General features: G+C 62.5%; 21 protein-coding genes. 9 read left to right on the top strand and 12 right to left on the bottom strand.

Annotation, left to right across the window (positions count from 1 at the left end):
* Window positions 1–5 precede the first annotated feature (5 nt).
* The 7 genes from NKI67_RS16975 to NKI67_RS16945 all read left to right on the top strand — a co-directional run bounded on the left by NKI67_RS16975 (window position 6) and on the right by NKI67_RS16945 (window position 7,040).
* A complete protein-coding gene (locus tag NKI67_RS16975; RefSeq protein ID WP_352593887.1) occupies window positions 6–1,136 on the top strand; it encodes a D-alanyl-D-alanine carboxypeptidase family protein in 1,131 nt (376 codons plus the stop codon).
* A 64-nt stretch (window positions 1,137–1,200) separates the two neighbouring features.
* The gene (tmk, locus tag NKI67_RS16970; protein ID WP_352448921.1) at window positions 1,201–1,875 is read left to right on the top strand and encodes a dTMP kinase; all 675 of its coding nucleotides are present in this window, start codon (window positions 1,201–1,203) and stop codon (window positions 1,873–1,875) included.
* On the top strand, window positions 1,872–2,927 hold the full coding sequence (locus tag NKI67_RS16965) for a DNA polymerase III subunit delta' (protein ID WP_352646063.1): 1,056 nt from the start codon (window positions 1,872–1,874) through the stop codon (window positions 2,925–2,927). Before tmk ends, NKI67_RS16965 begins: the two co-directional genes overlap by 4 nt.
* 153 nt (window positions 2,928–3,080) lie before the next feature.
* Window positions 3,081–4,631 carry a methionine--tRNA ligase gene (metG, locus tag NKI67_RS16960; RefSeq protein WP_352646061.1) on the top strand — a complete coding sequence of 517 codons (1,551 nt, stop codon included), beginning with the start codon at window positions 3,081–3,083 and terminating at the stop codon, window positions 4,629–4,631.
* Complete coding sequence (locus tag NKI67_RS16955; protein WP_352646059.1) at window positions 4,631–5,425, top strand: TatD family hydrolase; 795 nt, start codon at window positions 4,631–4,633, stop codon at window positions 5,423–5,425. Before metG ends, NKI67_RS16955 begins: the two co-directional genes overlap by 1 nt.
* A gap of 3 nt (window positions 5,426–5,428) precedes the next feature.
* Window positions 5,429–6,247, top strand: coding sequence for an MBL fold metallo-hydrolase (locus NKI67_RS16950; RefSeq protein WP_352646057.1), 819 nt, complete (start codon window positions 5,429–5,431; stop codon window positions 6,245–6,247).
* Window positions 6,248–6,449: 202 nt separating this feature from the next.
* Window positions 6,450–7,040 (top strand): hypothetical protein, encoded by a 591-nt coding sequence (locus NKI67_RS16945; protein WP_352593878.1) that lies wholly within the window; start codon window positions 6,450–6,452, stop codon window positions 7,038–7,040.
* Window positions 7,041–7,142: 102 nt separating this feature from the next.
* Here the strand turns inward: NKI67_RS16945 and NKI67_RS16940 are convergent, their stop codons facing one another.
* From NKI67_RS16940 to NKI67_RS16925, 4 genes are read right to left on the bottom strand one after another with little or no spacing between them, the layout of a single operon-like run.
* Window positions 7,143–7,706 carry a DUF2076 domain-containing protein gene (locus NKI67_RS16940; RefSeq protein WP_245274627.1) on the bottom strand — a complete coding sequence of 188 codons (564 nt, stop codon included), beginning with the start codon at window positions 7,704–7,706 and terminating at the stop codon, window positions 7,143–7,145.
* Window positions 7,707–7,729: 23 nt separating this feature from the next.
* Window positions 7,730–8,437 carry a Bax inhibitor-1/YccA family protein gene (locus NKI67_RS16935; RefSeq protein ID WP_023675065.1) on the bottom strand — a complete coding sequence of 236 codons (708 nt, stop codon included), beginning with the start codon at window positions 8,435–8,437 and terminating at the stop codon, window positions 7,730–7,732.
* Between the two features lie 24 nt (window positions 8,438–8,461).
* Window positions 8,462–9,235: an anti-sigma factor family protein gene (locus NKI67_RS16930; RefSeq protein ID WP_023675066.1), complete on the bottom strand. Its 774-nt coding sequence runs from the start codon at window positions 9,233–9,235 to the stop codon at window positions 8,462–8,464.
* A complete protein-coding gene (locus NKI67_RS16925; protein ID WP_023675067.1) occupies window positions 9,232–9,765 on the bottom strand; it encodes a sigma-70 family RNA polymerase sigma factor in 534 nt (177 codons plus the stop codon). Before NKI67_RS16925 ends, NKI67_RS16930 begins: the two co-directional genes overlap by 4 nt.
* A 218-nt stretch (window positions 9,766–9,983) precedes the next feature.
* On the opposite strand from NKI67_RS16925, the gene NKI67_RS16920 reads away from it, so the two are divergent.
* Together NKI67_RS16920 and mazG are read left to right on the top strand one after the other, a co-directional pair.
* Window positions 9,984–11,168 carry an amino acid aminotransferase gene (locus tag NKI67_RS16920; protein WP_023675068.1) on the top strand — a complete coding sequence of 395 codons (1,185 nt, stop codon included), beginning with the start codon at window positions 9,984–9,986 and terminating at the stop codon, window positions 11,166–11,168.
* A 139-nt stretch (window positions 11,169–11,307) separates the two neighbouring features.
* A complete protein-coding gene (gene mazG / locus NKI67_RS16915) occupies window positions 11,308–12,132 on the top strand; it encodes a nucleoside triphosphate pyrophosphohydrolase (protein WP_352646054.1) in 825 nt (274 codons plus the stop codon).
* Window positions 12,133–12,138: 6 nt separating this feature from the next.
* On the opposite strand, the gene hflX is transcribed toward mazG, so the two are convergent.
* The 8 genes from hflX to dusB form a co-directional block, all read right to left on the bottom strand.
* Entirely contained in the window at window positions 12,139–13,530 is a 1,392-nt protein-coding gene (hflX, locus tag NKI67_RS16910; RefSeq protein ID WP_023675070.1) for a GTPase HflX, read from the bottom strand.
* A complete protein-coding gene (gene hfq, locus NKI67_RS16905; RefSeq protein ID WP_006202172.1) occupies window positions 13,531–13,776 on the bottom strand; it encodes an RNA chaperone Hfq in 246 nt (81 codons plus the stop codon).
* A 145-nt stretch (window positions 13,777–13,921) separates the two neighbouring features.
* The gene (locus tag NKI67_RS16900) at window positions 13,922–14,785 is read right to left on the bottom strand and encodes a D-amino-acid transaminase (protein ID WP_352646051.1); all 864 of its coding nucleotides are present in this window, start codon (window positions 14,783–14,785) and stop codon (window positions 13,922–13,924) included.
* A gap of 88 nt (window positions 14,786–14,873) precedes the next feature.
* Window positions 14,874–16,235: a nitrogen assimilation response regulator NtrX gene (ntrX, locus tag NKI67_RS16895; RefSeq protein ID WP_023675072.1), complete on the bottom strand. Its 1,362-nt coding sequence runs from the start codon at window positions 16,233–16,235 to the stop codon at window positions 14,874–14,876.
* Window positions 16,225–18,510, bottom strand: coding sequence for a sensor histidine kinase NtrY-like (locus NKI67_RS16890; RefSeq protein ID WP_023675073.1), 2,286 nt, complete (start codon window positions 18,508–18,510; stop codon window positions 16,225–16,227). The genes ntrX and NKI67_RS16890 overlap by 11 nt, the downstream gene beginning before the upstream one ends.
* A 128-nt stretch (window positions 18,511–18,638) precedes the next feature.
* Window positions 18,639–20,099 (bottom strand): nitrogen regulation protein NR(I), encoded by a 1,461-nt coding sequence (gene ntrC, locus NKI67_RS16885; protein WP_023675074.1) that lies wholly within the window; start codon window positions 20,097–20,099, stop codon window positions 18,639–18,641.
* Entirely contained in the window at window positions 20,096–21,238 is a 1,143-nt protein-coding gene (locus NKI67_RS16880; RefSeq protein ID WP_023675075.1) for a two-component system sensor histidine kinase NtrB, read from the bottom strand. The genes ntrC and NKI67_RS16880 overlap by 4 nt, the downstream gene beginning before the upstream one ends.
* Entirely contained in the window at window positions 21,235–22,260 is a 1,026-nt protein-coding gene (dusB, locus tag NKI67_RS16875) for a tRNA dihydrouridine synthase DusB (protein WP_352636700.1), read from the bottom strand. The genes NKI67_RS16880 and dusB overlap by 4 nt, the downstream gene beginning before the upstream one ends.
* Between the last annotated feature and the right edge of the window lie 29 nt (window positions 22,261–22,289).

Genomic DNA, 22,289 nt, shown 5'->3' with positions numbered 1-22,289 from the left:
GGCTTATGGCGCTCGGCCTGCTGCTGCTCTCGCTTGCGCCGGCCTCAGCACAGCTTTTCGAGACCAAGGCCGCGCAGGCCTTCATGATCGATGCCGAAACCGGAACCGTGCTGTTTTCCAAGGACGCCGACAGGTTGATTCCGCCGGCCTCGCTGGCCAAGCTGATGACGATGGAAGTGGTTTTCGACGCCATCAAATCAGGGCGCATGACGCTCGATGATACCTTCGTGGTGAGCGAGAACGCCTGGCGCAAAGGCGGCGCTCCTTCGGGGACATCGACCATGTTCGCCAAGCTCAAGTCGACGATCCGGCTGGAAGACCTGATCCAGGGCGTGACCGTGCAGGCGGCCAATGACGGCTGTATCGTCATTGCTGAAGGGATGGCCGGGTCCGAAGCAAACTTCGCAGCGCAGATGACCGGGCGTGCCCGCCAGATCGGCTTGCAGAAATCGACTTTCGTCAATTCCACCGGTCTGCCGGCCGATGAGCAGCAAACGAGCGTTCGCGAACTTGCGCTTCTGGCGCTGCATATCTGGCGCAACTACCCGGATCTCTACCGCTATTACGGCCAGAAGGATTTTACCTGGAACAAGATTTCCCAGAGGAACCGCAATCCGCTACTGGCCATGGACATAGGCGCCGACGGGCTCGCGGTCGGTGCCAGCGAGCAATCCGGGTTCGGCATTGTCGGCTCGGTCAGCCACAACGGCACAAGGGTGATCGCGGCGATGAGCGGCCTGGCAAACGACCGTGAGCGTGCTGAGGAAGCGCGAAAGCTGCTCGACTGGGGCGTTCGCTCCTTCGAGAAGACTGAAGTATTCGCCAAGGACGAAGTGGTTGGCGAAGCCCAGGTCTTTGGCGGCGCCAAGTCCGGTGTCGCGTTAAAGGCAAAAGGACCGGTGCAGATCTTCCTGCCGATCACCAACCGCGACAAGCTCACCGCCAGGATCGTCTATGACGGACCGGTGGCAGCGCCGGTGGAGGAGGGGCAGCCGGTGGGTACGCTGCGCGTCTGGATCGGCGATACGCTGAGCCAGGAGACGCCGCTGTTTGCCGCCGAGTCGATCGGTGTCGGTTCGCTGCCGCAGCGCGCGCTCGACGCCGCCAAGGAACTGGCCGTCGGCTGGCTGCGTTAGCACCGTCGCGGTGGACCTTTTTTCCCGCCGGGACTATACGGTCCCCGAAGTATGGACAAAGGCTTTGGCGCGCGGATTTTTCATCACTTTTGAAGGCGGCGAAGGAGCAGGCAAGTCGACGCAGATCGAGCGGCTGGCAAAGAAGATGCGCGCCAAGAAATACGATGTGCTGGTGACACGTGAGCCGGGTGGCTCGCCGGGCGCGGAGGCGGTCAGGCATGTCCTGCTTTCAGGCGCAGCCGAGCCGTTCGGCCCCAAGATGGAAGCGCTGCTTTTCGCCGCTGCGCGTTCCGACCATGTCGAACAGGTCATCCGGCCGGCAGTCGAGCGCGGTTCGGTCGTGCTTTGCGATCGTTTCATGGATTCCTCGCGCGTCTACCAGGGCGTGACCGGCGGCCTCGACCCGGCATTCATGGACGCATTGGAGAAGGTCGCCATCAACGGCATGGTGCCGGACATGACACTGATCTTCGACATCGACCCCGCCGAGGGCCTGAGGCGCGCTACCGCCCGGCGGGGCAGCAGTGACGGACCGGACCGCTTCGAGAAAGAAACATTGGCCATCCACCAACGCCGGCGCGAGGCGTTTCTCGCGATCGCCTCAGCTGAACCCGAACGCTGCGTTGTCGTCGATGCCTCAGCCGACCTAGATGCGGTGGAGGATGTCGTTACCGCCGCGGTGTTCGCGGCTCTCGAGAGGATGATGCCGGCACAAAGAAGGCAGGCGGCGCCAGCATGATTTTCGAACGCATCGCGCCCGAACAGCACGATACGCTGGACGGGGTGCCCGAGCCATCCGAGACGCCGCGTCTTGTCGGTCACCTGCAGGCGGCCAACATGCTCGCCACCGCTTACCGCTCGGGAAAGCTGCCGCACGCACTGATCTTTGCCGGACCGGTTGGCATCGGCAAGGCGACGCTGGCCTTTCACCTGGCGCATCATCTGTTGAAGCACCCGGCCTTCGAGCAGGCGCCGGAAAGCCTTGCCGTTCCAGATCCGGCTTCGTCGCTGTTTCGACAGATCGCCACCGGCGCGCATCCTTCGGTGCTGCATCTTACACGCCCGGCGAACGACAAGACCAAGAGCTTCAAGACAGTGGTCACGGTCGACGAAATCCGCAAGGTCAGCCGTTTTCTGTCGCTGACCTCGCACGACGGCAGCTACCGGGTGGTTATCGTCGATCCCGCCGACGACATGAACACCAATGCTGCCAATGCCTTGCTGAAGAATCTTGAAGAGCCACCCGCGCGCACCTTGTTCATCCTCATCGTCCATGCGCCGGGCAGTCTGCTGCCGACGATCCGGTCGCGCTGCCAGATGGTGCGGTTGGCGCGGCTAGATGCCGAGAGCTTGATGACGGTTCTGGAAGGCATCGAGCCGCCGCCACCGGAGGATCCTGGGGCGCGCGCGGCGCTGGCGGAGCGGGCAGGGGGCAGCGCGCGCAATGCGATCCTGTTGACGCAGTATGGAGGGCTCGAAATCGCCGCCACCCTCGACGCCCTGGTGATGTCCAAGAAGATAGATGTCGCAGGCGCCTACCGTCTTGCCGAGGCGGTCGCCGGCCGCGACCAGGCAATCCCGTTCGAGATATTCAATCGCCGCGCGCTTGATCTGCTGTCGGCCGGCGCCAGCCAGGCCGCGCTCGCCGGCGATCTCGCGCGGGCCAAAACGCTGTCGGATACTTGGCACGAGGCTTTGAACGCTATATCTGAAACCGAGACCTACAATCTCGACAAAAAGCAGCACGCCCTGACCATGATCGACCGCCTGAATTCTGCAATGCGAATGTGACGGCCGCTGGCGTGGCTTTGAAGCCCCTGAGTATTGATCCCAATCAATCGCAGGAACTTCGAAGCCACCACATTGGCGTCGGATGGCAATTGCCGTTTCGATGCGATATCTCACCGCGACATCTTTCATTCAGACATTCATGACGGCTCATCCATGGCACGCGAAAAATACTACGTCACGACGGCTATTTCCTATCCGAACGGCAAACCGCATATCGGCCATGCCTACGAGTTGATTGCCACCGACGCGCTGGCCCGCTTCCAGCGGCTCGACGGTAAGGACGTCCTCTTTCTCACCGGCACCGACGAGCACGGCATCAAGATGCTGCAGACGGCGAAGAGAGAAGGTATTTCAGCGCGCGAGCTGGCTGACCGCAACTCGGCCGATTTCGAGCGCATGGCCGTCGCGCTCGATGCCTCCAACGACGATTTCATCCGCACCACGGAAAAGCGGCACTACAAGGCCTCGCAGGCGATCTGGAAGGCGATGGCCGCCAATGGCGACGTCTATAAAGGCGGCTATGCCGGCTGGTACTCGGTGCGTGACGAAGCCTATTACGGCGAAGAAGAGACCGAGGTGCGTGCCGACAATGTCCGCTATGGGCCGCAGGGGACGCCGGTCGAATGGGTCGAGGAAGAGAGCTACTTCTTCCGGCTGTCGGCTTATCAGGACAGGCTCCTTGCACTTTACGAAAACCAGCCCGATTTCGTCGGTCCTGCCGAGAGGCGCAATGAGGTGATGAGCTTCGTCAGGTCCGGCCTGAAGGACCTATCGATCTCGCGCACCACGTTCGACTGGGGCATCCCGGTGCCGGGCGACGAGAAGCATGTGATGTATGTCTGGGTCGACGCCTTGACCAACTACATCACCGCCGCCGGCTATCCGGATCCGGCCAATAAGAGATGGTCGTTCTGGCCGGCAAACGCGCACGTCATCGGCAAGGACATCGTCCGCTTCCACGCGGTCTACTGGCCGGCTTTCCTGATGTCGGCTGGCATCGAATTGCCGAAGCGCGTGTTCGCGCATGGTTTTTTGTTCAACCGCGGCGAGAAAATGTCGAAGTCGGTCGGCAACGTCATCGACCCGTTCGCGATGATCGAGCACTACGGCCTCGACCAGGTGCGCTATTTCTTGCTGCGCGAAGTGCCGTTCGGCCAGGACGGCAGCTACAGCCATGATGCGATCGTCAACCGCACCAATGCCGACCTTGCCAATGGCCTCGGCAATCTGGCGCAGCGCTCGCTGAAGATGATCGCCAAGAACTGCAGCGGCGCGGTGCCAAAGCGCGGCGAACTGACCGAAGCCGACAGCGCCATCCTCGACCAAGCGGTGGGGGCACTCGCCGTCGCGCGAAAGGCGATGGCGGATCAGGGCATCCATTTGGCGCTGGCGGCGATCTTCGGAGTGGTGGCCGAAGCTGACCGCTATTTCGCCTCTCAGCAACCCTGGGCGCTAAGCAAAAGCGATCCAGAGCGTATGAAGACAGTTCTGTGGACGACGATCGAAGTCGTCCGGCGCGTGACGCTGCTCTGCCAGCCCTTTGTTCCGGGGTCGGCTGCTAAGCTGCTCGACCTGCTGGCGGTGCCGGCAGACAACCGTGACTTTGCGCATGTCCACGCCGACTATGCGCTGGTGCCCGGCGCGGCATTGCCCGCGCCGGAGGCGGTCTTTCCGCGTTACGAAAAGCAGGACGCGAACGCCTGATGCTGGTCGACAGTCACTGCCACCTCGACTTTCCGGATTTCGCCGAAGAGCGGGCGGCCATTGTCGCCCGCGCCCTAGCGGCCGGCATCGGCCGAATGGTGACGATCTCGACGAGGGTGAAGCGATTTAACCAAGTGCTTGAGATTGCAGAGACTTTCGATGAGGTCTATTGCTCGGTCGGCACCCATCCGCATAATGCGGCCGAAGAGCTTGACGTCACTGTCGATGATCTGGTGCGGCTCTCTGCTCATCGCAAAGTGGTGGCGATTGGCGAGGCCGGACTCGACTATTTCTACGATCATGCGCCGCGCGACGCACAGGCGCAGGGCTTTCGCACCCACATCGCTGCGGCGCGCGTGACCGGTCTGCCGCTGGTCATTCATTCGCGCGACGCCGACGACGACATGGCTGATATCCTCGAAGAAGAAACGGGGAAGGGCGCCTTCCCCTTCATCCTGCACTGTTTTTCGTCGGGGCGCCGGCTGGCCGAGATCGGCGTGGCGCTCGGCGGCTACGTCTCGTTTTCCGGCATCCTGACCTTCAAGAACTCCGCCGAGCTGCGCGCCGTCGCCGCCGATGTGCCGCGCGACCGTCTGCTGGTCGAAACCGACGCGCCATACCTTGCGCCGATCCCGTTTCGCGGCAAGCGTAATGAGCCCGCCTATGTCGCGCATACAGCCAAGGTGCTGGCCGAGACGATCGGCTTCAGCGAGGCCGAGATCGCTAATATCACCACGGATAATTTCTTCCGGCTGTTCAGGAAAATGCCGCGCCCGAGCGCGCCGGGCGCCTGACGCATGAGCGACCGGTTACGTCTTACCATCCTCGGCTGCGGCTCATCGCCGGGCACGCCACGCATCACCGGCGACTGGGGCAATTGCGATCCCGCGAACCCCCGGAACCGGCGCACGCGCACCGCAGCGCTCGTCGAGCGGATCGCGGCGAGTGGCGCCCGGACCACGGTCGTCATCGACACCGGCCCGGATTTCCGCGAGCAGATGCTGCTGGCATCGGTCAAGCGCATCGATGCGGTGGTCTATACACATCCGCATGCCGACCATATCCACGGCATCGACGATTTGCGCGGCTTCGTGCTCGAGCAGCGCCACCGGATCGACATCCATGCGGATCAGGCTACCATGCTGCGCCTACGCGAGGCGTTCCGCTACTGTTTCGAAACACCGAAAGGCAGTTCGTATCCGCCGATCGTCAACGCCCATATCATCGACCACCACAGGCCGGTGGTGATCGCAGGCGAGGGCGGCGCCCTCACCCTCGAACCGCTGCTGCAGCTCCATGGCGACATCACCTCGCTGGGTTTCCGCATCGGCGGGCTGGCCTATTGCCCTGACGTCAGCGACTTTCCGGAGGCGACCGCCACGCGTTTGCGCGGGCTGGACATGCTGGTCATCGACGCGCTGCAATACACCGTCCATCCGAGCCATCTGTCGCTTGGCCAGGCGCTTGGCTGGATCGAAAGACTGGCGCCGAAGAACGCGGTGCTGACGCATATGCATGTGCCACTCGACTACGCTACGGTAATGGCCGAGACGCCGGCCAACGTCGAGCCTGCTTATGACGGCATGACGATCGAAATCCCTTACGAATCAGCGTGAAAGACTAAGTTTTTACGGCCTGGGTTCCCGAGTTGGATCTCGCGAGGTGCTATCTTCACGTCACATCCAATCGGCCAAGCTAGTTCCATAATCTATCTTATGCGACTACGCCTATAGCATCCGTTGGCGGCGAGATCGGGCGGTCACTCTTAGACATTCGCGACAGCGCTGTGGGGCAACGGGCATGCTAGGGTTGCGAATCATGAACACACTCCCACTGCTTGCAAGTCTTGCCCTCACCCTCGCCTGCGCGCTCACTGGCGCGCGAGCGCAGGACTTTGATCGTGCGCCAGGCGAGAACGACCTGGCTTTCGCCAAACGTGTTGTTGGGTTCGCCGACAATGCTGATCCGCACACCACAGCCGTGAGCTGGAACGGCCTCCAGACACTCTTCGTCGATTACCAGACTACTGAGGAATATCCGGAACGCCCACTCGTCGCGCTACAACGGCTAGCTGACAACAGATATCGCGCAATCCAGGTCACGATCGGTGAACAAGAGGGCGACACACCGGACATAGCGCTCGGCCTCGCCAACGCCGACCACGACCCGGCAAAGGAACTGATCGTGATACTTTCCTGGGCTCAGATGCACTACGATGTCGAAGGGACGCTCTACGAAGTTCGCATCTTCGATGGCCCCAAGCCAGGCCAGAAGGCGCTGACTCAATTGAAAGCGAGCCGGAAGTTCGATACCACATGCGACTGCCATTGGCGCGACGGCGCAACGAAGCACTTCCGCTTCAAGACGATCGCGGCGGTCAAGGCTGAACTGAAGCGCCTGGGCTATTAGCCGCCGGCGAGGGCTCGCTTCCCGGATGTTGCCCTCGCCACCTCGCCGATGCTGACCCGCAATCGTCACCAGCGCCAGCACAGGCACAGGCTGGGTCGCTCGTCAGAACTCCATATCACCGAAGTCACCGCCATTATCGGAGCTGGAATCGCCTGCCTGATCGGCTTCGTCCGGCTGCGGCGTCGGCTGTTCAGCTGCCTTCGCTTCGCTGCCGCCAAGCACGCCGGCGATCGCGTTGCCGAGCAGCACGCCGCCCGCCACGCCCATCGCGGTCTGCGCGGCGTCGGCAAGAAAACCGCCGCCTGCCCGTTGTGGCGTGTCCTGCGGCCCTTCAGTTGCAACGGAGGCGGTGCGCCCTACCCGCGGAACCGAGCCTGAGCGCCTGCCGCCGCTGCGGCCGAAGAAGCCGCTGAGCGGTCCACCGCCGGCCGGCTGCCGCGCCTGCTCCTCCAGTTCTTCTATGCGCGCCTGAGCTGCGTTCAGGGCCTGCTCCTGCACCACGATCGTCTGGGCCATGTAATATGGCGCCCCAGGCTGCTGGGTGATCTGGTCCTGGATGAAGCGCTCTGCTTCGGCATCGCGCGGCGGCGCCTGGCGCTCGGCGCTTGCCAACTTCTCGAAGAGCTGTCCGATCGCTTGCTGATCGTTTCTGTCCAGGATGTCCAACTCCGGTCTTGGTTCAACGCCGGCTATTCGCGCTCGCCGGTGAAGTTCAACAGCAGTTGGAAGATGTTGATGAAGTTCAGATAGAGCGAGAATGCCCCGAAGACAGCGAGTTTCTGCTGTGATTCCGCGCCGAAGTTTTCCGCATACTGCTCCTTGATCGTCTGGGTATCCCAGGCGGTGAGGCCGATGAAGACGGCGATGCCGATCACAGAGATCGCGAATTGGAGCGCGGTCGAGCCCAGGAAGATATTGACGATGCTGGCGATCACCACGCCGATCAGGCCCATGATCAGGAACGACGAAAACTGCGTCAGGTCGCGTTTGGTCGTGTACCCGTAAAGGCTGGTCGCGCCGAACATGGTGGCGGCGATGAAGAAGGTGCGTGCGATGCTGGTGCCGGTAAAGACCAGGAACACGGAAGCCAGCGACAGGCCCATGACCGCGCAGAATGCCCAGAACATCGCCTGGGCGCCGCCTGCCGACATCGCCTGCATCCGAAACGAGAACAAGAGCACAAAGGCCAGCGGGGCCAGCATCACCACCCATTTCAGCGGTGTGGAGAAGATCGGCACGTAAAGAGCGGGCGTGGAAGCCACCACGAACGCGATCACGCCCGTAACGACGAGGCCAAGGCCCATATAGTTATAGACGCGCAGCATGTGCCGGCGCAGGCCTTCATCGTAGACGGCTCCGGCTCGGGCTCCGGCCCCGATATATCCGAGATTGTTCATGTGGTTCTCCTTCTTGCAGGTCGATCAGTAAAGCGTTTTGGCGAGGGCTTCGGCCGTGCGATCGAGACCGCCGACATCGCTGCGTCCGACGACCGCGTAGGCGACCTCGCCGATCTGGAAATAAGCCGAGGAAACTTCGCCCGAGGGAACGACGGTCGGCTTGACGACGTCGAATGTTCCGGGCCTGATCGCGAACAACGAGACCAGCCCCATCTCTTTCGTCTCGACAGCCATCTCGACGCTCGGTCCGAATTGCGATGGATAGATCTGCACGTCACGGACCGTCCAGTCCGCTGGCAGCGATGGCATCACGATCGCCGTCGCGGCGCGGATTTCGTCGGCATTGTAGCCGGGTGCTTCGGGTTGCGACGACATCGCCTCGCGCACGAGCGTCGTGCGGTGCGCCCGGACCGCGTCCTCCACATAGGCCGGCGGATGGGTCGAAGCGACGACTTCCGTCACCGATATCGGTCCGATGAGCCCGTTCGCAAGCCAGCCGGCAGCGACGAAGACAGCGACTGCCGCAACTCGCTGCAAAGCACCAAGGACGCGGCCGCGCGCCAATCCCCGCTCCAGCCGTCGTGCAGCATCGGCCGTCGCGGGCCGCGCCATGCCTTTCGATCCGGCAAGCGCCACGCGCAATTCGTCACGCATCCGTAAGTCGGACATCACCCGCGCGGCCGCGTCCGGGCGGGCCGAAAGGAACGCCTCGACCTCGATGCGACGAGCCACGTCCAGCTGATCGTCGACATAGGCGTCGAGATCGGCGCCGGTTACGGGATCGCGCAGTTGGTTCATGATCCACCTCCGACGATCTTCAGATGGCCTTTCGCGCGTGCCGGCACCGCGTCCTCCATCTCGCGCAGGGCCGCACGCGCCCTGCCGATGCGCGACATCAGCGTGCCAAGCGGCACGCCACTCACCTCAGCGGCCTGGCTGTAGCTAAGCCCCTCGATGGCGACGAGATGCAACGCCGAACGCTGCTCCTCCGGCAATTCGAAAAACGCTTCGCGCACCTGCGCCAGACGGACCGAATGTTCCTGCGGAGCCTGGACATTCGCCTCGGCGAGATAGCCGGCCTGTTCGATGCGCATTGCTTCGGATTTGCGGGACCGCAGACCGTCGATGAATGCATTATGGACGATCGACAGCAGCCATACGCGAAGATTTCCGCCGGAGCGGAAGCTGCCGCGTCGCTCATAGGCACGCACCAGCGCATCATGCAGCAGATCCTCTGCATCGGCGCTGTCGCGCGTCAGCGAGCGTGCATAGCGGCGCAGCGAACCGAGCTGTCCCAGAATATCGAAGCGTGGCATCGGCCGTTTCATGTCCTGTTTACGGAGCAGGTCGGGATGTTAATCCCGCTCTCCCCGAAATTTTCTTACGGCTCGCCGCGTTCTCGTCCTGGGAGATATCGGGCCCGCTCTCGCCCGCCAGATAGTATTGGCCGCCCTCGAGGCAAACCGGCGCCGAGTTGGCGCATATGAAACTGCTGGCAAAGTACGGCCGGTTTGCGTATCACTCCGCCGCCAACGGAACCTTATCGATGTTCGAAAATCTCCAGCCCGCGCCTGCCGACAAGATCCTGGCCTTGATCGGTCTCTATCGCGCCGACCCGCGTCCCGACAAGGTCGATCTTGGGGTCGGCGTTTATAGGGATCGCGACGGCAAGACGCCGGTGATGCGCGCGGTGCGCGAAGCCGAAAAGCGGCTGCTGCAGGGCCAGGATACCAAGACCTATCTCGGCCTTGCCGGCGATACTGCCTTCAACGCGGCGATGGCCAGGTTGGTGTTCGGCCCAGCCGCCGACATGACGCGCATTCGTGCGGCGCAGGCGCCAGGCGGCTCCGGCGCGCTGCGGCTGGTAGCAGAGCTGCTGAAAAGGACCCGCACCGACGCGATGGTCTGGCTATCGGATCCGACATGGCCGAACCACATGCCGGTGATGCGCGCCGCTGGCCTGCAGACACGCGAATATCCCTATTTCGACGCTGCTTCTGGTGCGGTTCGCTTCGACGACATGCTGAATGCATTGAGAACCGCGAATCCTGGCGACGTCGTATTGTTGCATGGCTGTTGCCATAACCCGACAGGCGCCAATCTAGACATCTCGCAATGGGCTGCCATTGCCGATCTTGTCGTTGAGCGCGGCCTGCTGCCCTTTGTCGACATCGCCTATCAGGGCTTTGGCGAGGGACTTGATGCGGATGCCGCCGGCTTGCGCCTTCTGGCGGCAAAAGTTCCGGAAATGGTCGTTGCCTCGAGCTGCTCGAAGAACTTTGCCGTCTATCGCGACCGAGTCGGTGCAGCGCTGATCATGGCGAAAGGTGGCGCGCAGGCGGATTTGGCGATGGGCCAGATGCTGTCGGCGGCGCGCGCCATGTATTCGATGCCGCCGGACCACGGCGCGGCGGCGGTGCGCATCGTGCTTGAAGACCCCGCATTGCGTGCCGACTGGGAAGCAGAGCTTGAAGAGATGCGGCTGCGCATGCTGCGGCTGCGCGTCCAGTTCGCCGAGGCGCTGCGGCGGCAGTCCAACTCCGACCGTTTCGATTTCGTCGCCAGCCATCGCGGCATGTTTTCCCGGCTTGGCCTGTCGGAAGCGCAAGTCGAGCGGCTGCGCGCCGAGCATGCCATCTACATGGTCGGCGACAGCCGCATCAACGTTGCCGGCCTGCCCGAGGACGGCATGGATGCGCTCGCCAAGGCGATAGTCTCCGTGCTCGACTGATACTTTTTGCTAGTTAGGATCTTTTCCGGAAACCGGCTTCCACTTTCGGATCATGGTCTGGCCGCCCATCTGTGGACAAGGCGCCCTCACCGGCTGAAGCCGTTGGCCGCACAGCCATGTACAGGATAGCGTTTCCCAGATGAAACCCTCGAAAGACATTTCCCGGCTGATCGAGATCATGGCAGCGCTGCGGGCGCCGGAAACCGGTTGCCCGTGGGATATCGAGCAGGACTTTTCGACAATCGCGCCATACACGATCGAGGAAGCCTACGAAGTGGCGGACGCCATTGCGCGCGGCGACCTCGACGATCTGCGGGATGAACTCGGCGATCTCCTGCTGCAAGTGGTCTACCACGCGCAAATGGCCGAGGAGGCCGGCGAATTTTCATTCGGCGATGTGGTCCAGGCCATCACCACAAAAATGATCCGCCGCCACCCCCATGTCTTCGGCGACAACAAGGCGCGCAGCGCCGGCATGGCCAAGGGCATGTGGGAAAAGATCAAGGCAGAGGAAAAGGCGGAGAAGCGCAGTGCGCGCCTCGCCCGTGGGCTCGACCCGGAAGACCATGGCAAGGGCTTTCTCGACAGTGTGCCGGTCGCCCTGCCCGCGCTGCCCCGGGCGCTCAAGCTGCAGGAAAAGGCCGCCCGCGTCGGCTTCGACTGGAGCGAGGCGGCGCCGATCCTCGACAAAATCGAGGAGGAGATCGGCGAACTACGCGAGGCGCTGGCCAAAGCCGACACTGCGCCGATCAAGGACGAGTTCGGCGACATGCTGTTTGCGGTCGTCAATCTCGGCCGGCACCTCAAAATTGATTCCGAAGCGGCACTCAGTGGCACCAACGAAAAATTCCGATCGCGCTTCCACTATGTCGAGCGGACGCTGCAAGCGTCGGGAAACAGCCTCGAAGAGGCGACGCTGGACGAGATGGAAGCGCTCTGGCAGCAGGCAAAAAGCGCGAAGTAAACGCCTCTACCCGTTGTTTTGACGGCGCAATCGGCTTTCGATCTCCTGCCGAGCGCTGTGTGTAGCCTTGAGCGCGACGGTCACGCTGCCATCCTCATTGTCGTCGCGCGAGACGATGTCGCCGTTGCGGTAAAGCCAGTCGACGACGCCGAGTTGGTCGGGCTTAAGTGTGACGGTGAACGTCTCCAGTTCGCCCGACATCATCGTCTCGATGATCGTCTTCAGCGCATCGATGCCCTCGCCGGTTACCGCCGATATGGCGATCGGCGGTGCCTTCTTGCCGTCAGCACCATCGGCAAGCAGCCGCGCCCGGTTGCCCTCGTCGAGCCGGTCGATCTTGTTCCATACTTCGATGACGCGCTTGCTATCGCGGGCATCGACGCCGAGATCGGCAAGGATGCGCTCGACATCTTCGGCCTGCGCGGCCGTATCGGGATCGGAGATGTCGCGCAGATGAATGACGAGGTCTGCCTCGACCACTTCCTCCAGCGTCGCCCTGAAGGCCGCGACCAGATGCGTTGGCAGGTCGGAAATGAAGCCGACCGTATCGGAAAGGATGATCGGCGTGCCGTGCGGCAGGCGCACGCGGCGCAGCGTCGGGTCGAGCGTGGCAAACAGCATGTCTTCGGCCAGCACCCCTGCTCCGGTCATCCGGTTGAACAGAGTCGACTTGCCGGCATTGGTGTAGCCGACGATCGCCACCACCGGAAATGGCACCTTCTTGCGCTTGGCGCGGTGCAGGTCGCGGGTGCGGCGCACAGTTTCGAGCTCGTGCTTCAGCTTGGTGATCTTGTCCTGCAGCACACGCCGATCCGACTCGATCTGGGTCTCGCCAGGGCCGCCGAGAAAGCCGGCGCCGCCACGCTGGCGCTCGAGGTGGGTCCAGCTCCGCACAAGGCGGCCTTTCTGGTAGTTGAGATGGGCAAGATCGACCTGCAGCGTGCCTTCCTTGGTGCGGGCGCGCTCGCCGAAAATCTCCAGGATCAGCCCGGTGCGGTCGAGCACCTTGGCGTTCAACTCTTTTTCGAGGTTGCGCTGCTGTACCGGGGTCAGCGGATGATCGACAATGACCACTTCCGCGTGGCCCTCTTTGACGATCTCAGCGAACTCCGCCACCTTGCCGCTGCCGAGCAAGGTCGCCGGGCGTGGATCGTTGACGGTCACCACCGCCGTGTGGACCAGGTCGAGGTCGATTGCGCTGGCGAGGCCGACGGCCTCGTCGCGACGAGCCTCGGCGGAACGGCTCAGGCGGGGGCGGTTGGTGTCGTCGTCGCCACGAGGCTGCCGGGTAAGCACCGGCACGATAACCACCGCCCGGGTCGGGCCGTTGGCCTCTGTCCCGGTCTGATGTGCTGGTTTTCCGCGAACGCTGCGGTCCGCGTCTTTCTCACGTGCCAATCAGGCGCCCTGGCTTTCCTCACCATCGAACATCTGAACCGGCTGGCTCGGCATGATCGTGGAAATAGCGTGCTTGTAGACAAGCTGGGAATGGCCGTCGCGACGCAGCAGAACGCAGAAATTGTCGAACGAAGTGACCACGCCGGTCAGCTTCACGCCGTTGATGAGAAAGATGGTGAGTGGATTTTTGCTCTTGCGAACTGAATTCAGGAACAGGTCCTGAAGATTTTGCGATCGTTCCGCCATTGTTCTTGTCTTTCGCCGATCCCCTTCGGTTTGCAGGCCAATGCGCCAAATTAGCCGGCACATGTCAAGCACGCAAACACCATCTTGCCGTCAGTAACGACAAGCAGAACGAGATATATTGATGTTCATTCCATCTGTGCGGTTATCAGGCTGGACTTTTTTCCGCAACGTCAAAAAAGGCCTGCCGTAATGAAACTGTTATCGAGCCCGGGTGGCCGTTGGCGACGGGAGCGCCATCGATCGCCACCACCGGCATGGCAATCGTGGTCGCGGAGCTGATGAAAACCTCGCGCGCGGCCTTGGCTTCGGCCACCGAAAAACCGCGCTCCTCGATCTTCAGGCCGAGCTTGGCGGCCACGTCGAACAGCGTCGTACGGGTGATGCCGCGCAGGATGCCGTGCTCGGCCGGCCGCGTCACCAGCACGCCATCCCCGGTGATGATCCAGGCGTTCGACGATCCACCTTCCTTGACGGTGCCGTCGACATCGACGAACCAGGCCTCCTGAGCGCCGGCTTCCTTGGCTTTCTGCTTGGCCAGCACGTTCGGCAGCAGGCCGACCGACTTGATATCGACCCGATCCCACCGGTTCTCCGGCACCGTGATAACCCGGATCCCGCTCTCGGCCCGCTTCGCGGCAGCTGCAGGATCGGCTTTTTTGGCAGTCACCACCAGCGACGGCTTCGTGTCCGCCGGCGGGAAGAAAAACTCGCGGCTGGCGACGCCGCGTGTCACCTGGACATAGACCAGGCCGTCGACGACATGGTTGCGGCGCACCACCTCGCGCATGACGAGCGGCAGCACGCCGCGCGTGATCGGCCAATCGATCAAGAGTTCGGCAAGTGAGCGGTTCAATCGGGCGAGATGGCGCGGCATGTCGACGATGAAGCCTCGTGCCACCTCGCAGACCTCGTAGACGCCGTCGGCGAATTGATAGCCACGGTCCTCGATATGCACGGAAGCTTCGGCGTGAGCGACGTAGCGCCCGTTCACATACGCAATGCGCGGCATGGCTAATCCCTGAAAGAAGTCCAGCTTTCTTATGCGATTCCAAGACCGCCGTAACCGATAATTGGGTGGGCCACGACTGGTTTGGCTGTCAGACGCCCAGCGACTTCAGCTTGCGGTGCAATGCAGAGCGTTCCATGCCGATAAACTCTGCCGTCTTCGAGATATTGCCGCCAAAACGGTTGATCTGGGCGATCAGATAGTCCTTCTCGAATTGTTCGCGCGCTTCCCGCAGCGGCAGCGCCATTATGTGCTGATCGGATTTGTTTGGAGTGCGCGGCATGACGTCGCCGATCTCGGCAGGCAGGAGATCGGCGGTGATCGGCGCATCGACATCGTCGCCGCGCGCCAGGATCATCAGCCGCTCGACATTGTTGCGCAACTGGCGAACGTTGCCCGGCCAGTTATGCGCCTGCAGCACCGCCAGCGCGTCGTCGCCGATGCGGCGCGGCTTTATGCCGGCCTGGCGAGCGATCTGCTTCATGAAATTGTCGACCAGATAAGGAATGTCCTCGCGACGCTCGGCCAGTCCCGGCACCATGACCGGAACCACGGCCAGGCGATGATAAAGGTCCTCACGGAAACGGCCGTCGGCGATCATGGCTTCCAGGTTCTGCGAGGTCGACGAGACGATGCGCACGTCGACCTTGACCCGCTTGGTGCCCCCTACCCGCTCGAACTGCTGTTCGACCAACACGCGCAGGATCTTGTTTTGCGTCTCGCGCGGCATGTCGGCCACTTCATCGATGTAGAGAATGCCGCGATGGGCTTCCTCCAGCGCGCCGACCTTGCGTTCGACGCCGTTCGATTCGGTGCCGAACAGCTCGATCTCCATACGCTCTGGGGTGATGTTGGCGGCGCTCAGCGTCACAAACGGTGCACTCTTGCGCGCCGACAGTGCGTGGATGGCGCGCGCCGCCAGTTCCTTGCCCGAGCCGGAGGGGCCGATAATCATGACGCGGCTGTTGGTCGGCGCGACGCGCTCGATGGTCTGGCGCAATTGGCTCATTGCCGATGACATGCCGATGAGGTCGAAAGTCTCGCCGCTGCGCAGCTTGAGATCCGAAACCTCGCGTCTCAATTTGGAGGTTTCGAGCGCCCGTTCGGCAATGAGGATCAGCCTGTCGGCCTTGAATGGCTTTTCGATGAAATCATAGGCGCCGCGGCGAATGGCCGAGACTGCCGTTTCGATATTGCCATGGCCCGAGATCATCACCACCGGCAGGTTCGGGTGCATCGTCTTGATCTCGTCCAGCAAGGCCAGGCCATCGAGCCGCGAGCCCTGCAGCCAGATGTCGAGGAAGACCAGCCTGGGTGCCCGGTCGGCGACCGCCGCCAGCGCGCTGTCGGCATCAAACGCCGTGCGTGTTTCGTGACCTTCGTCGCTCAGGATACCGGCGACGAGTTCGCGGATGTCTTCCTCGTCATCGACGATGAGAATATCAGACGCCATTTCCGACCTTTTCAGTTTCTTTTTCGTGTTCCGTCTTGCCCTCGCCGCGTATCGGAACGGTGGCGGCAACCGGCAGGATGATGCTGATCATTGCACCCCGCCCATCGTGGAAGTCCGCTGGTGCATCGTGCAATTCGAGTCGCCCGCCATGGTCCTCCACGATCTTCTTGACGATAGCGAGGCCAAGCCCGGTGCCTTTCTCGCGTGTCGTCATGTAAGGCTCGAGCAAGCGCTGCCGGTTTTCGCGCGGCAAGCCCCTGCCGTTGTCGATGACGTCGATTCGAATCGCGCCATTCTGACGCCCGGCTTGAATCCGGATTATGCCGTGCGGACGATCCTCTGCATCAAGTCCGTCGATGGCTTCGGCAGCATTCTTGATGACGTTGCCGAACGCCTGCGCCATCAGCCGGCTGTCGAACGTGCCTTTGAGTGGCTCATTGCCGAAGACGCGCTCGAAGGTGATGTCGGCGCGGCTCACTTCGACCAGGAACGAGGCCTCGCGCAACGAATCGCGCAGATCGATGGCCTTCATTTCCGGTTTCGGCATGCGGGCGAACGCCGAGAACTCGTCGACCATGCGGCCGATGTCCTCCACTTGCCGGATGATGGTGTCGGTGCATTGATCGAAAACCTCACGGTCCTCGGTGATGACCTTGCCATAACGGCGCTTGATGCGCTCGGCCGAAAGCTGGATCGGCGTCAACGGGTTCTTGATCTCGTGGGCGATGCGCCGCGCCACGTCGGCCCATGCAGAGGAACGCTGTGCCTGGACCAGATCGGTAATGTCGTCGACTGTCACGACGTAGGATTTATCCTCCGAACCGTCGTCGCCGGCTTCAATCGTGATCTGCACGTTGAAGGTCCGTTCGGTGCCGGCACGATAGAAGGTGACCTGTTCGCGATAGACCGGCTTGCCCGATTTGCGGCCGATCTCGAAGACGCGGCCGACATGCGGCAGCACGGCGGAAAGGTTCTGCCCAAGCGCTGCCGTGGCGGATATGGCCAGCATCGTTTCGGCCGAACGGTTGACGATGGTGACGATGCCATATGGATCGACGCCGATGACCCCGGCGGTGACGCCGGCAAGCACCGCCTCCGAAAAGCGCCGCCGCTCGTCGATCAAATCCTTGGCCGACAGGATCTCGTTGCGCTGCGATTTCAGCTCCATCAGCATCTTGTTGAAGGTGTCGCCGAGCGAGGCGACGTCACCGTCGGAGGGGCGGACAGGCACGGCTACGTCGAGATTGCCGGTAGCGACCTCATCGGCCGCGCCGATGAGCTGACGAATCGGCCGCACCAGGCGGTCGGCCACCGCAATGCCGGTCCAGATGGCGGACAGGATGATGATCAGCGTCAGCGACAGATAGGGAAGCGCGAAAGCCACTTGCGAGGTGCGGCGATTGTCTTCGAGACCGCGATATTCGGCGGTGTTGGATTTGACGATCTGCCGCGCCTTGATCACCTCGGGATCGACGAGGCGGATGGTGTAGAGATAGAGGCCGTCGATCTCGCGCAGCTTGACGATGGCACCCATGATGTTGCGGGTGCGCGGTTCTATCAGCACCGGCTTGCCGTCGGCAGCGCTTGCCACGGCGCCCTCAGGCGGCTCCGGCATGGCAAAGTCCGCGTCGGTCTTGGCGCTCATAACGAAGGAACCATCGGGCTTGATGAGTGCTGCGTGCGCCAGCGAGCGTCCCACCGCCTCCTTGTTCATGAGGTCGAGAAAACCGGTACGATCGAGGCCGTAAAGCGTGCGCGAAGCGTCGAGGTCGTAAGCCATCGACAACGTCGTGCCCTGAAGATTTCGTGCGTTTTCCTGCACATAGGCGTCAGCGATCGACAACGACGAATTGACGATCGTTTTGGTGCGGATCTCGAACCAGCGGTCGAGGCCGATGTCGAGCGTGATCGACGCGATGATCGCCACCATGATCGCGGGGATGGCGGCGACCAGCGCAAACATCGCCACTATGCGCACATGCAGGCGCGACGCAGCCTTGCCATGCCGTCGTGCCATCAGGATGCGATGCACCTCGCGGCCGACCAGCAAGATCAGAAACAGGACGAACGCCGCATTAAGCGCAATCAGCGCCAGCGTCGTCCTCGCGTCGGGCGTGATCGGCGTCGCGCCGACCAGAATGGCGAAGGAGATCGCCGCCGTCACCAGCGCACCGGCAACGGCGATCACGCCCGGCAGCGCAAGCAGCCGGCGACCGTCTCGCGCGCCCGTATTGCTGAAAAGCGATTTGCTCAGTGTCGGTGCGTGCAGGGCCATGTCGCCGTCTAGAGCCAGTGATTGCGTCGGATGTATGCAACGCATTGTGGCGATTATGCAACAAGTGTGGCCGAGACGGAAATCTTTCGGCAATCGATCCCCTGGAAAGCGCTCGTAAAGGGATTCGTCTAGACCTGCCTGGACGATTTGTAGACGTTGACGCCGAGTTCGCGAATCTTTTTGCGCAGCGTGTTGCGGTTGAGCCCCAGCAATTCCGCAGCCTTGATCTGGTTACCGCGCGTTGCGGTCATCGAGGCGAGGACCAGCGGGTATTCGACCTCGGAGAGGATTCGCTGATAGAGCCCGGCCGGGGGCAAGTCGCCGGCAAACGAGGCAAAATAGCGTTGCAGGAAATGCTCCACCGCCTGGCCGATGGAAAGGTCATCGGGAATGAGGTTGCCGCCACCTGGAACGACAGGCCTTTCGCCGGTCTTCAACTCCGCCTCGATGATCTCGGCAGAAATCTCGTCCTGCGAATACAGTGCAGCCAGCCTGCGGATGAGGTTTTCGAGTTCGCGCACGTTGCCCGGCCATGGGTAGCGCTTCATCAGCTCGATGCCGCCGGTGGAAATGCGCTTGGTCTGCAGGCCTTCACTGGCGCCGAGCTTGAAGAAGTGCCGGACGAGGTCCGGAATGTCCTCCGATCGCTCGCGCAGCGCCGGCAGCCTGAGCGGCACAACGTTCAAGCGGTAGAACAGGTCCTCGCGGAAAAGCCCCTGATTGATCAGCGTGCGCAGGTCCTTGTTGGTGGCAGCGACGATGCGCACGTCAGTCTTGATCGGCGTGCGGCCGCCGACCGTGGTGTATTCGCCCTGCTGCAGCACACGCAGCAGCCGCGTCTGCGCTTCCATCGGCATGTCGCCGATCTCGTCGAGGAACAGCGTGCCGCCTTCGGCCTGCTCGAAACGGCCAGTGGAGCGGTTCTGTGCGCCGGTAAAGGCGCCCTTCTCGTGCCCGAATAGTTCCGATTCGATCAGGTCGCGTGGGATCGCCGCCATGTTGATGGCGACGAAGGGGCCACCACGACGACGGCCATATTCATGCAGCGCGCGCGCCACCAGTTCCTTGCCGGTACCCGATTCGCCCGAGATCATCACCGTCAGGTCGGTCTGCATCATGCGCGCCAGCATGCGGTAGATGTCCTGCATGGCCGCCGAGCGGCCGACCAGCGGCATGGTTTCAGGCGGCTCGTCGGCACGCGTATCGATCTTGGGCCGCCGCGGCTCGGAAAGCGCGCGGTTGACGATGTTGAGCAGCTCCGTCAGGTCGAACGGTTTCGGCAGATATTCATAGGCTCCGGTTTCGGAGGCCCGGATCGCAGTCATGAACGTGTTCTGCGCACTCATGACGATGACCGGCAGTTCCGGTCGCGCCTTCTTGATGCGCGGCAGCATGTCGAAGGCGTTCTCGTCAGGCATGACAACGTCGGTGATAACCAGATCGCCCTCGCCCGCCGCAACCCAGCGCCACAGCGTCGAAGCATTGGAGGTGACACGCACGTCGTGGCCGACGCGCGAAAGCGCCTGGTTGAGGACTGTGCGGATGGCCGCATCGTCGTCAGCGACGAGAATATTGCCGCGAACGGTCATTTGCGGTCTCCTTCACCGTCGTCGTCGGTGCCAAACTGAGTTTCTTTCCACGCCGGCATCAGAATACGGAAGGTGGTGCCGCGCGGCGTCGATTCGCATTCAATGATGCCGCCATGCTCGCCGACGATCTTTGCGACCAGCGCCAGACCGAGACCGGAGCCGTTCGGCTTGGTGGTGATGAAAGGATCGAACAGGATCGGCAGGATATCCTCGGAGACACCCGAACCGTTGTCGCGCACGCAGAATTCCAATGGCAGCGACACGCGGTCCTGCGTTCCGGGCACGGAAACACGGATGCCCGGGCGGAAGGCGGTCGACAGCATGATCTCGCCCTGCGGATCGCTGCCGATCGCCTCGGCGGCATTTTTTACCAGATTGAGGAACACTTGGATGAGCTGGTCGCGATTGGCAAAGACCGGAGGCAATGATGGATCATAATCCTCTAATATCTTGATTCTCTTGGCAAAACCGTTCTTGGCGATTGCTTTGACATGGTCGAGCACGACATGGATGTTGACGGGGTAGCGGTCGATCGGCCGCTCGTCCGAAAACACCTCCATGCGGTCGACCAGCGAGACAATGCGGTCGGTCTCGTCGGTGATCAGCCTGGTCAGTGCGCGATCCTCGTCGGACGCCGACAGTTCAAGCAGCTGCGCGGCACCACGAATGCCGGACAGCGGGTTCTTGATCTCATGGGCAAGCATCGCGGCAAGGCCGGTGACCGAGCGCGCCGCACCGCGATGCGTCATCTGCCGGTCGATCTTGTCGGCCATTGAGCGTTCCTGGAACATTACCACGACGGAGCCTGGAAATTCCGTCACAGGCGCGACGTAGAGATCGACCACCTTCTCGATGCCGAGCCGCGGCGACGACACGTCCACCCGGTATTCGTTGACTGGCGCCCGGCGCTCGCGCACCTGGTCGACAAGCGTCAGCAGCGGGCTGCCGAAAGGAATGAGCTTGTGCAGCGTGTTGCGCGCGAGCATCGTGGCGCTCGAACGGAAAAAATCCTCGGCATCGGCATTGGCGAAGGTGATGAAGCCTTGCGGATCGACCATGATCACCGGCCGACGAATGGTGTTGAGCACAATATGCGCGGCGTCCGCCATATCCGTGCTCTGTGTGACGGTGGCGTTCATGCCGCACTCCGCAGGTTCGCCGCTTCGGGAGCGGTTGAAAACATGTCGCGCAGCAACGCAATGACGCGCCCAGGCTCGAAAGACGTGAGTATGGCCTTGCGCCGGTCGTCGCTTGTGGCGGCGTGGCGGTCGAGATACCAGCCGAGATGCTTGCGCGCCTGGCGCAATCCGCTTTCCACGCCATAGAGCGTCAGCATGTCTTCGTAATGGGCAATGACGTAATCGGTCAGCGCTTGCGGGCTTTCCGGCATGCCGGATACTGGCTCGGCCAGCGCGGCCGCTACAATGCTGCCGGCGGTCCACGGCGCGCCATAGTGCGCACGGCCGATCATCACCGCGTCGGCGCCGGATTGGTCAAGGATCGACGCAGCCTCTGCCGGCGAGCCGACATCGCCATTGGCAACCACAGGGATCGAGACGGCCTGCTTGACGCGTGCGATGGCACGCCAGTCGGCCGTGCCCTGATAGAACTGGCAACGTGTGCGGCCATGCACCGTCACCATCATCACCCCGGCCTGCTCGGCGCGTCGCGCCAGCATCGGCGCGTTGAGCGCGCCTTCGTCCCAGCCGAGCCGCATTTTGACCGTGACCGGCACGTCGACCGCGGCGACTACCGCTTCGATCAGCGACAGCGCGTGGTCGAGGTCTCGCATCAGTGCCGAACCGGCATAGCCGCCCGTCACCTTTTTGGCCGGACAGCCCATGTTGATGTCGATGATGTCGGCGCCTTCGCCGACCGCGATTCGCGCGCCCTCGGCCATGTGCATCGCCTCGCGGCCGGCAAGCTGGACCATGTGGACAGGCAGCCCGGAATGACGGATGCGCAGGCCCGAGCCAGCCCTGCCCTTTGCAAGCTCACCGCTCGCCACCATTTCCGACACGACCAGCCCGGCGCCATGGGCATGGGCGCGCTGCCGGAACGGCTCGTCGGTGATGCCCGACATCGGCGCGAGAAACACGCGGTTGCGGATTCTCACGCCACCCACATCCAGCGGCGAAGCCAATTTGGTCACATCAGGCATGCACAAAAACCAAGCACCTTCGGTTGCTG

This window comes from Mesorhizobium sp. M0408 (assembly GCF_040321495.1).
Classification (GTDB): Bacteria; Pseudomonadota; Alphaproteobacteria; order Rhizobiales; family Rhizobiaceae; genus Mesorhizobium.
Note: the sequence above shows the minus strand (reverse complement) of the source record. Positions and strands in the feature narration are given on the sequence as shown.

Coding starts and splice junctions, on each gene's coding strand:
- NKI67_RS16975 (WP_352593887.1), top strand. CDS start 6: ATGGCGCTCGGCCTGCTGCTGCTCTCGCTTGCGCCGGCCTCAGCACAG.
- NKI67_RS16965 (WP_352646063.1), top strand. CDS start 1,872: ATGATTTTCGAACGCATCGCGCCCGAACAGCACGATACGCTGGACGGG.
- metG (WP_352646061.1), top strand. CDS start 3,081: ATGGCACGCGAAAAATACTACGTCACGACGGCTATTTCCTATCCGAAC.
- NKI67_RS16955 (WP_352646059.1), top strand. CDS start 4,631: ATGCTGGTCGACAGTCACTGCCACCTCGACTTTCCGGATTTCGCCGAA.
- NKI67_RS16950 (WP_352646057.1), top strand. CDS start 5,429: ATGAGCGACCGGTTACGTCTTACCATCCTCGGCTGCGGCTCATCGCCG.
- NKI67_RS16945 (WP_352593878.1), top strand. CDS start 6,450: ATGAACACACTCCCACTGCTTGCAAGTCTTGCCCTCACCCTCGCCTGC.
- NKI67_RS16935 (WP_023675065.1), bottom strand. CDS start 8,437: ATGAACAATCTCGGATATATCGGGGCCGGAGCCCGAGCCGGAGCCGTC.
- NKI67_RS16930 (WP_023675066.1), bottom strand. CDS start 9,235: ATGAACCAACTGCGCGATCCCGTAACCGGCGCCGATCTCGACGCCTAT.
- NKI67_RS16925 (WP_023675067.1), bottom strand. CDS start 9,765: ATGAAACGGCCGATGCCACGCTTCGATATTCTGGGACAGCTCGGTTCG.
- NKI67_RS16920 (WP_023675068.1), top strand. CDS start 9,984: ATGTTCGAAAATCTCCAGCCCGCGCCTGCCGACAAGATCCTGGCCTTG.
- mazG (WP_352646054.1), top strand. CDS start 11,308: ATGAAACCCTCGAAAGACATTTCCCGGCTGATCGAGATCATGGCAGCG.
- hfq (WP_006202172.1), bottom strand. CDS start 13,776: ATGGCGGAACGATCGCAAAATCTTCAGGACCTGTTCCTGAATTCAGTT.
- NKI67_RS16900 (WP_352646051.1), bottom strand. CDS start 14,785: ATGCCGCGCATTGCGTATGTGAACGGGCGCTACGTCGCTCACGCCGAA.
- ntrX (WP_023675072.1), bottom strand. CDS start 16,235: ATGGCGTCTGATATTCTCATCGTCGATGACGAGGAAGACATCCGCGAA.
- NKI67_RS16890 (WP_023675073.1), bottom strand. CDS start 18,510: ATGGCCCTGCACGCACCGACACTGAGCAAATCGCTTTTCAGCAATACG.
- ntrC (WP_023675074.1), bottom strand. CDS start 20,099: ATGACCGTTCGCGGCAATATTCTCGTCGCTGACGACGATGCGGCCATC.
- NKI67_RS16880 (WP_023675075.1), bottom strand. CDS start 21,238: ATGAACGCCACCGTCACACAGAGCACGGATATGGCGGACGCCGCGCAT.
- dusB (WP_352636700.1), bottom strand. CDS start 22,260: ATGCCTGATGTGACCAAATTGGCTTCGCCGCTGGATGTGGGTGGCGTG.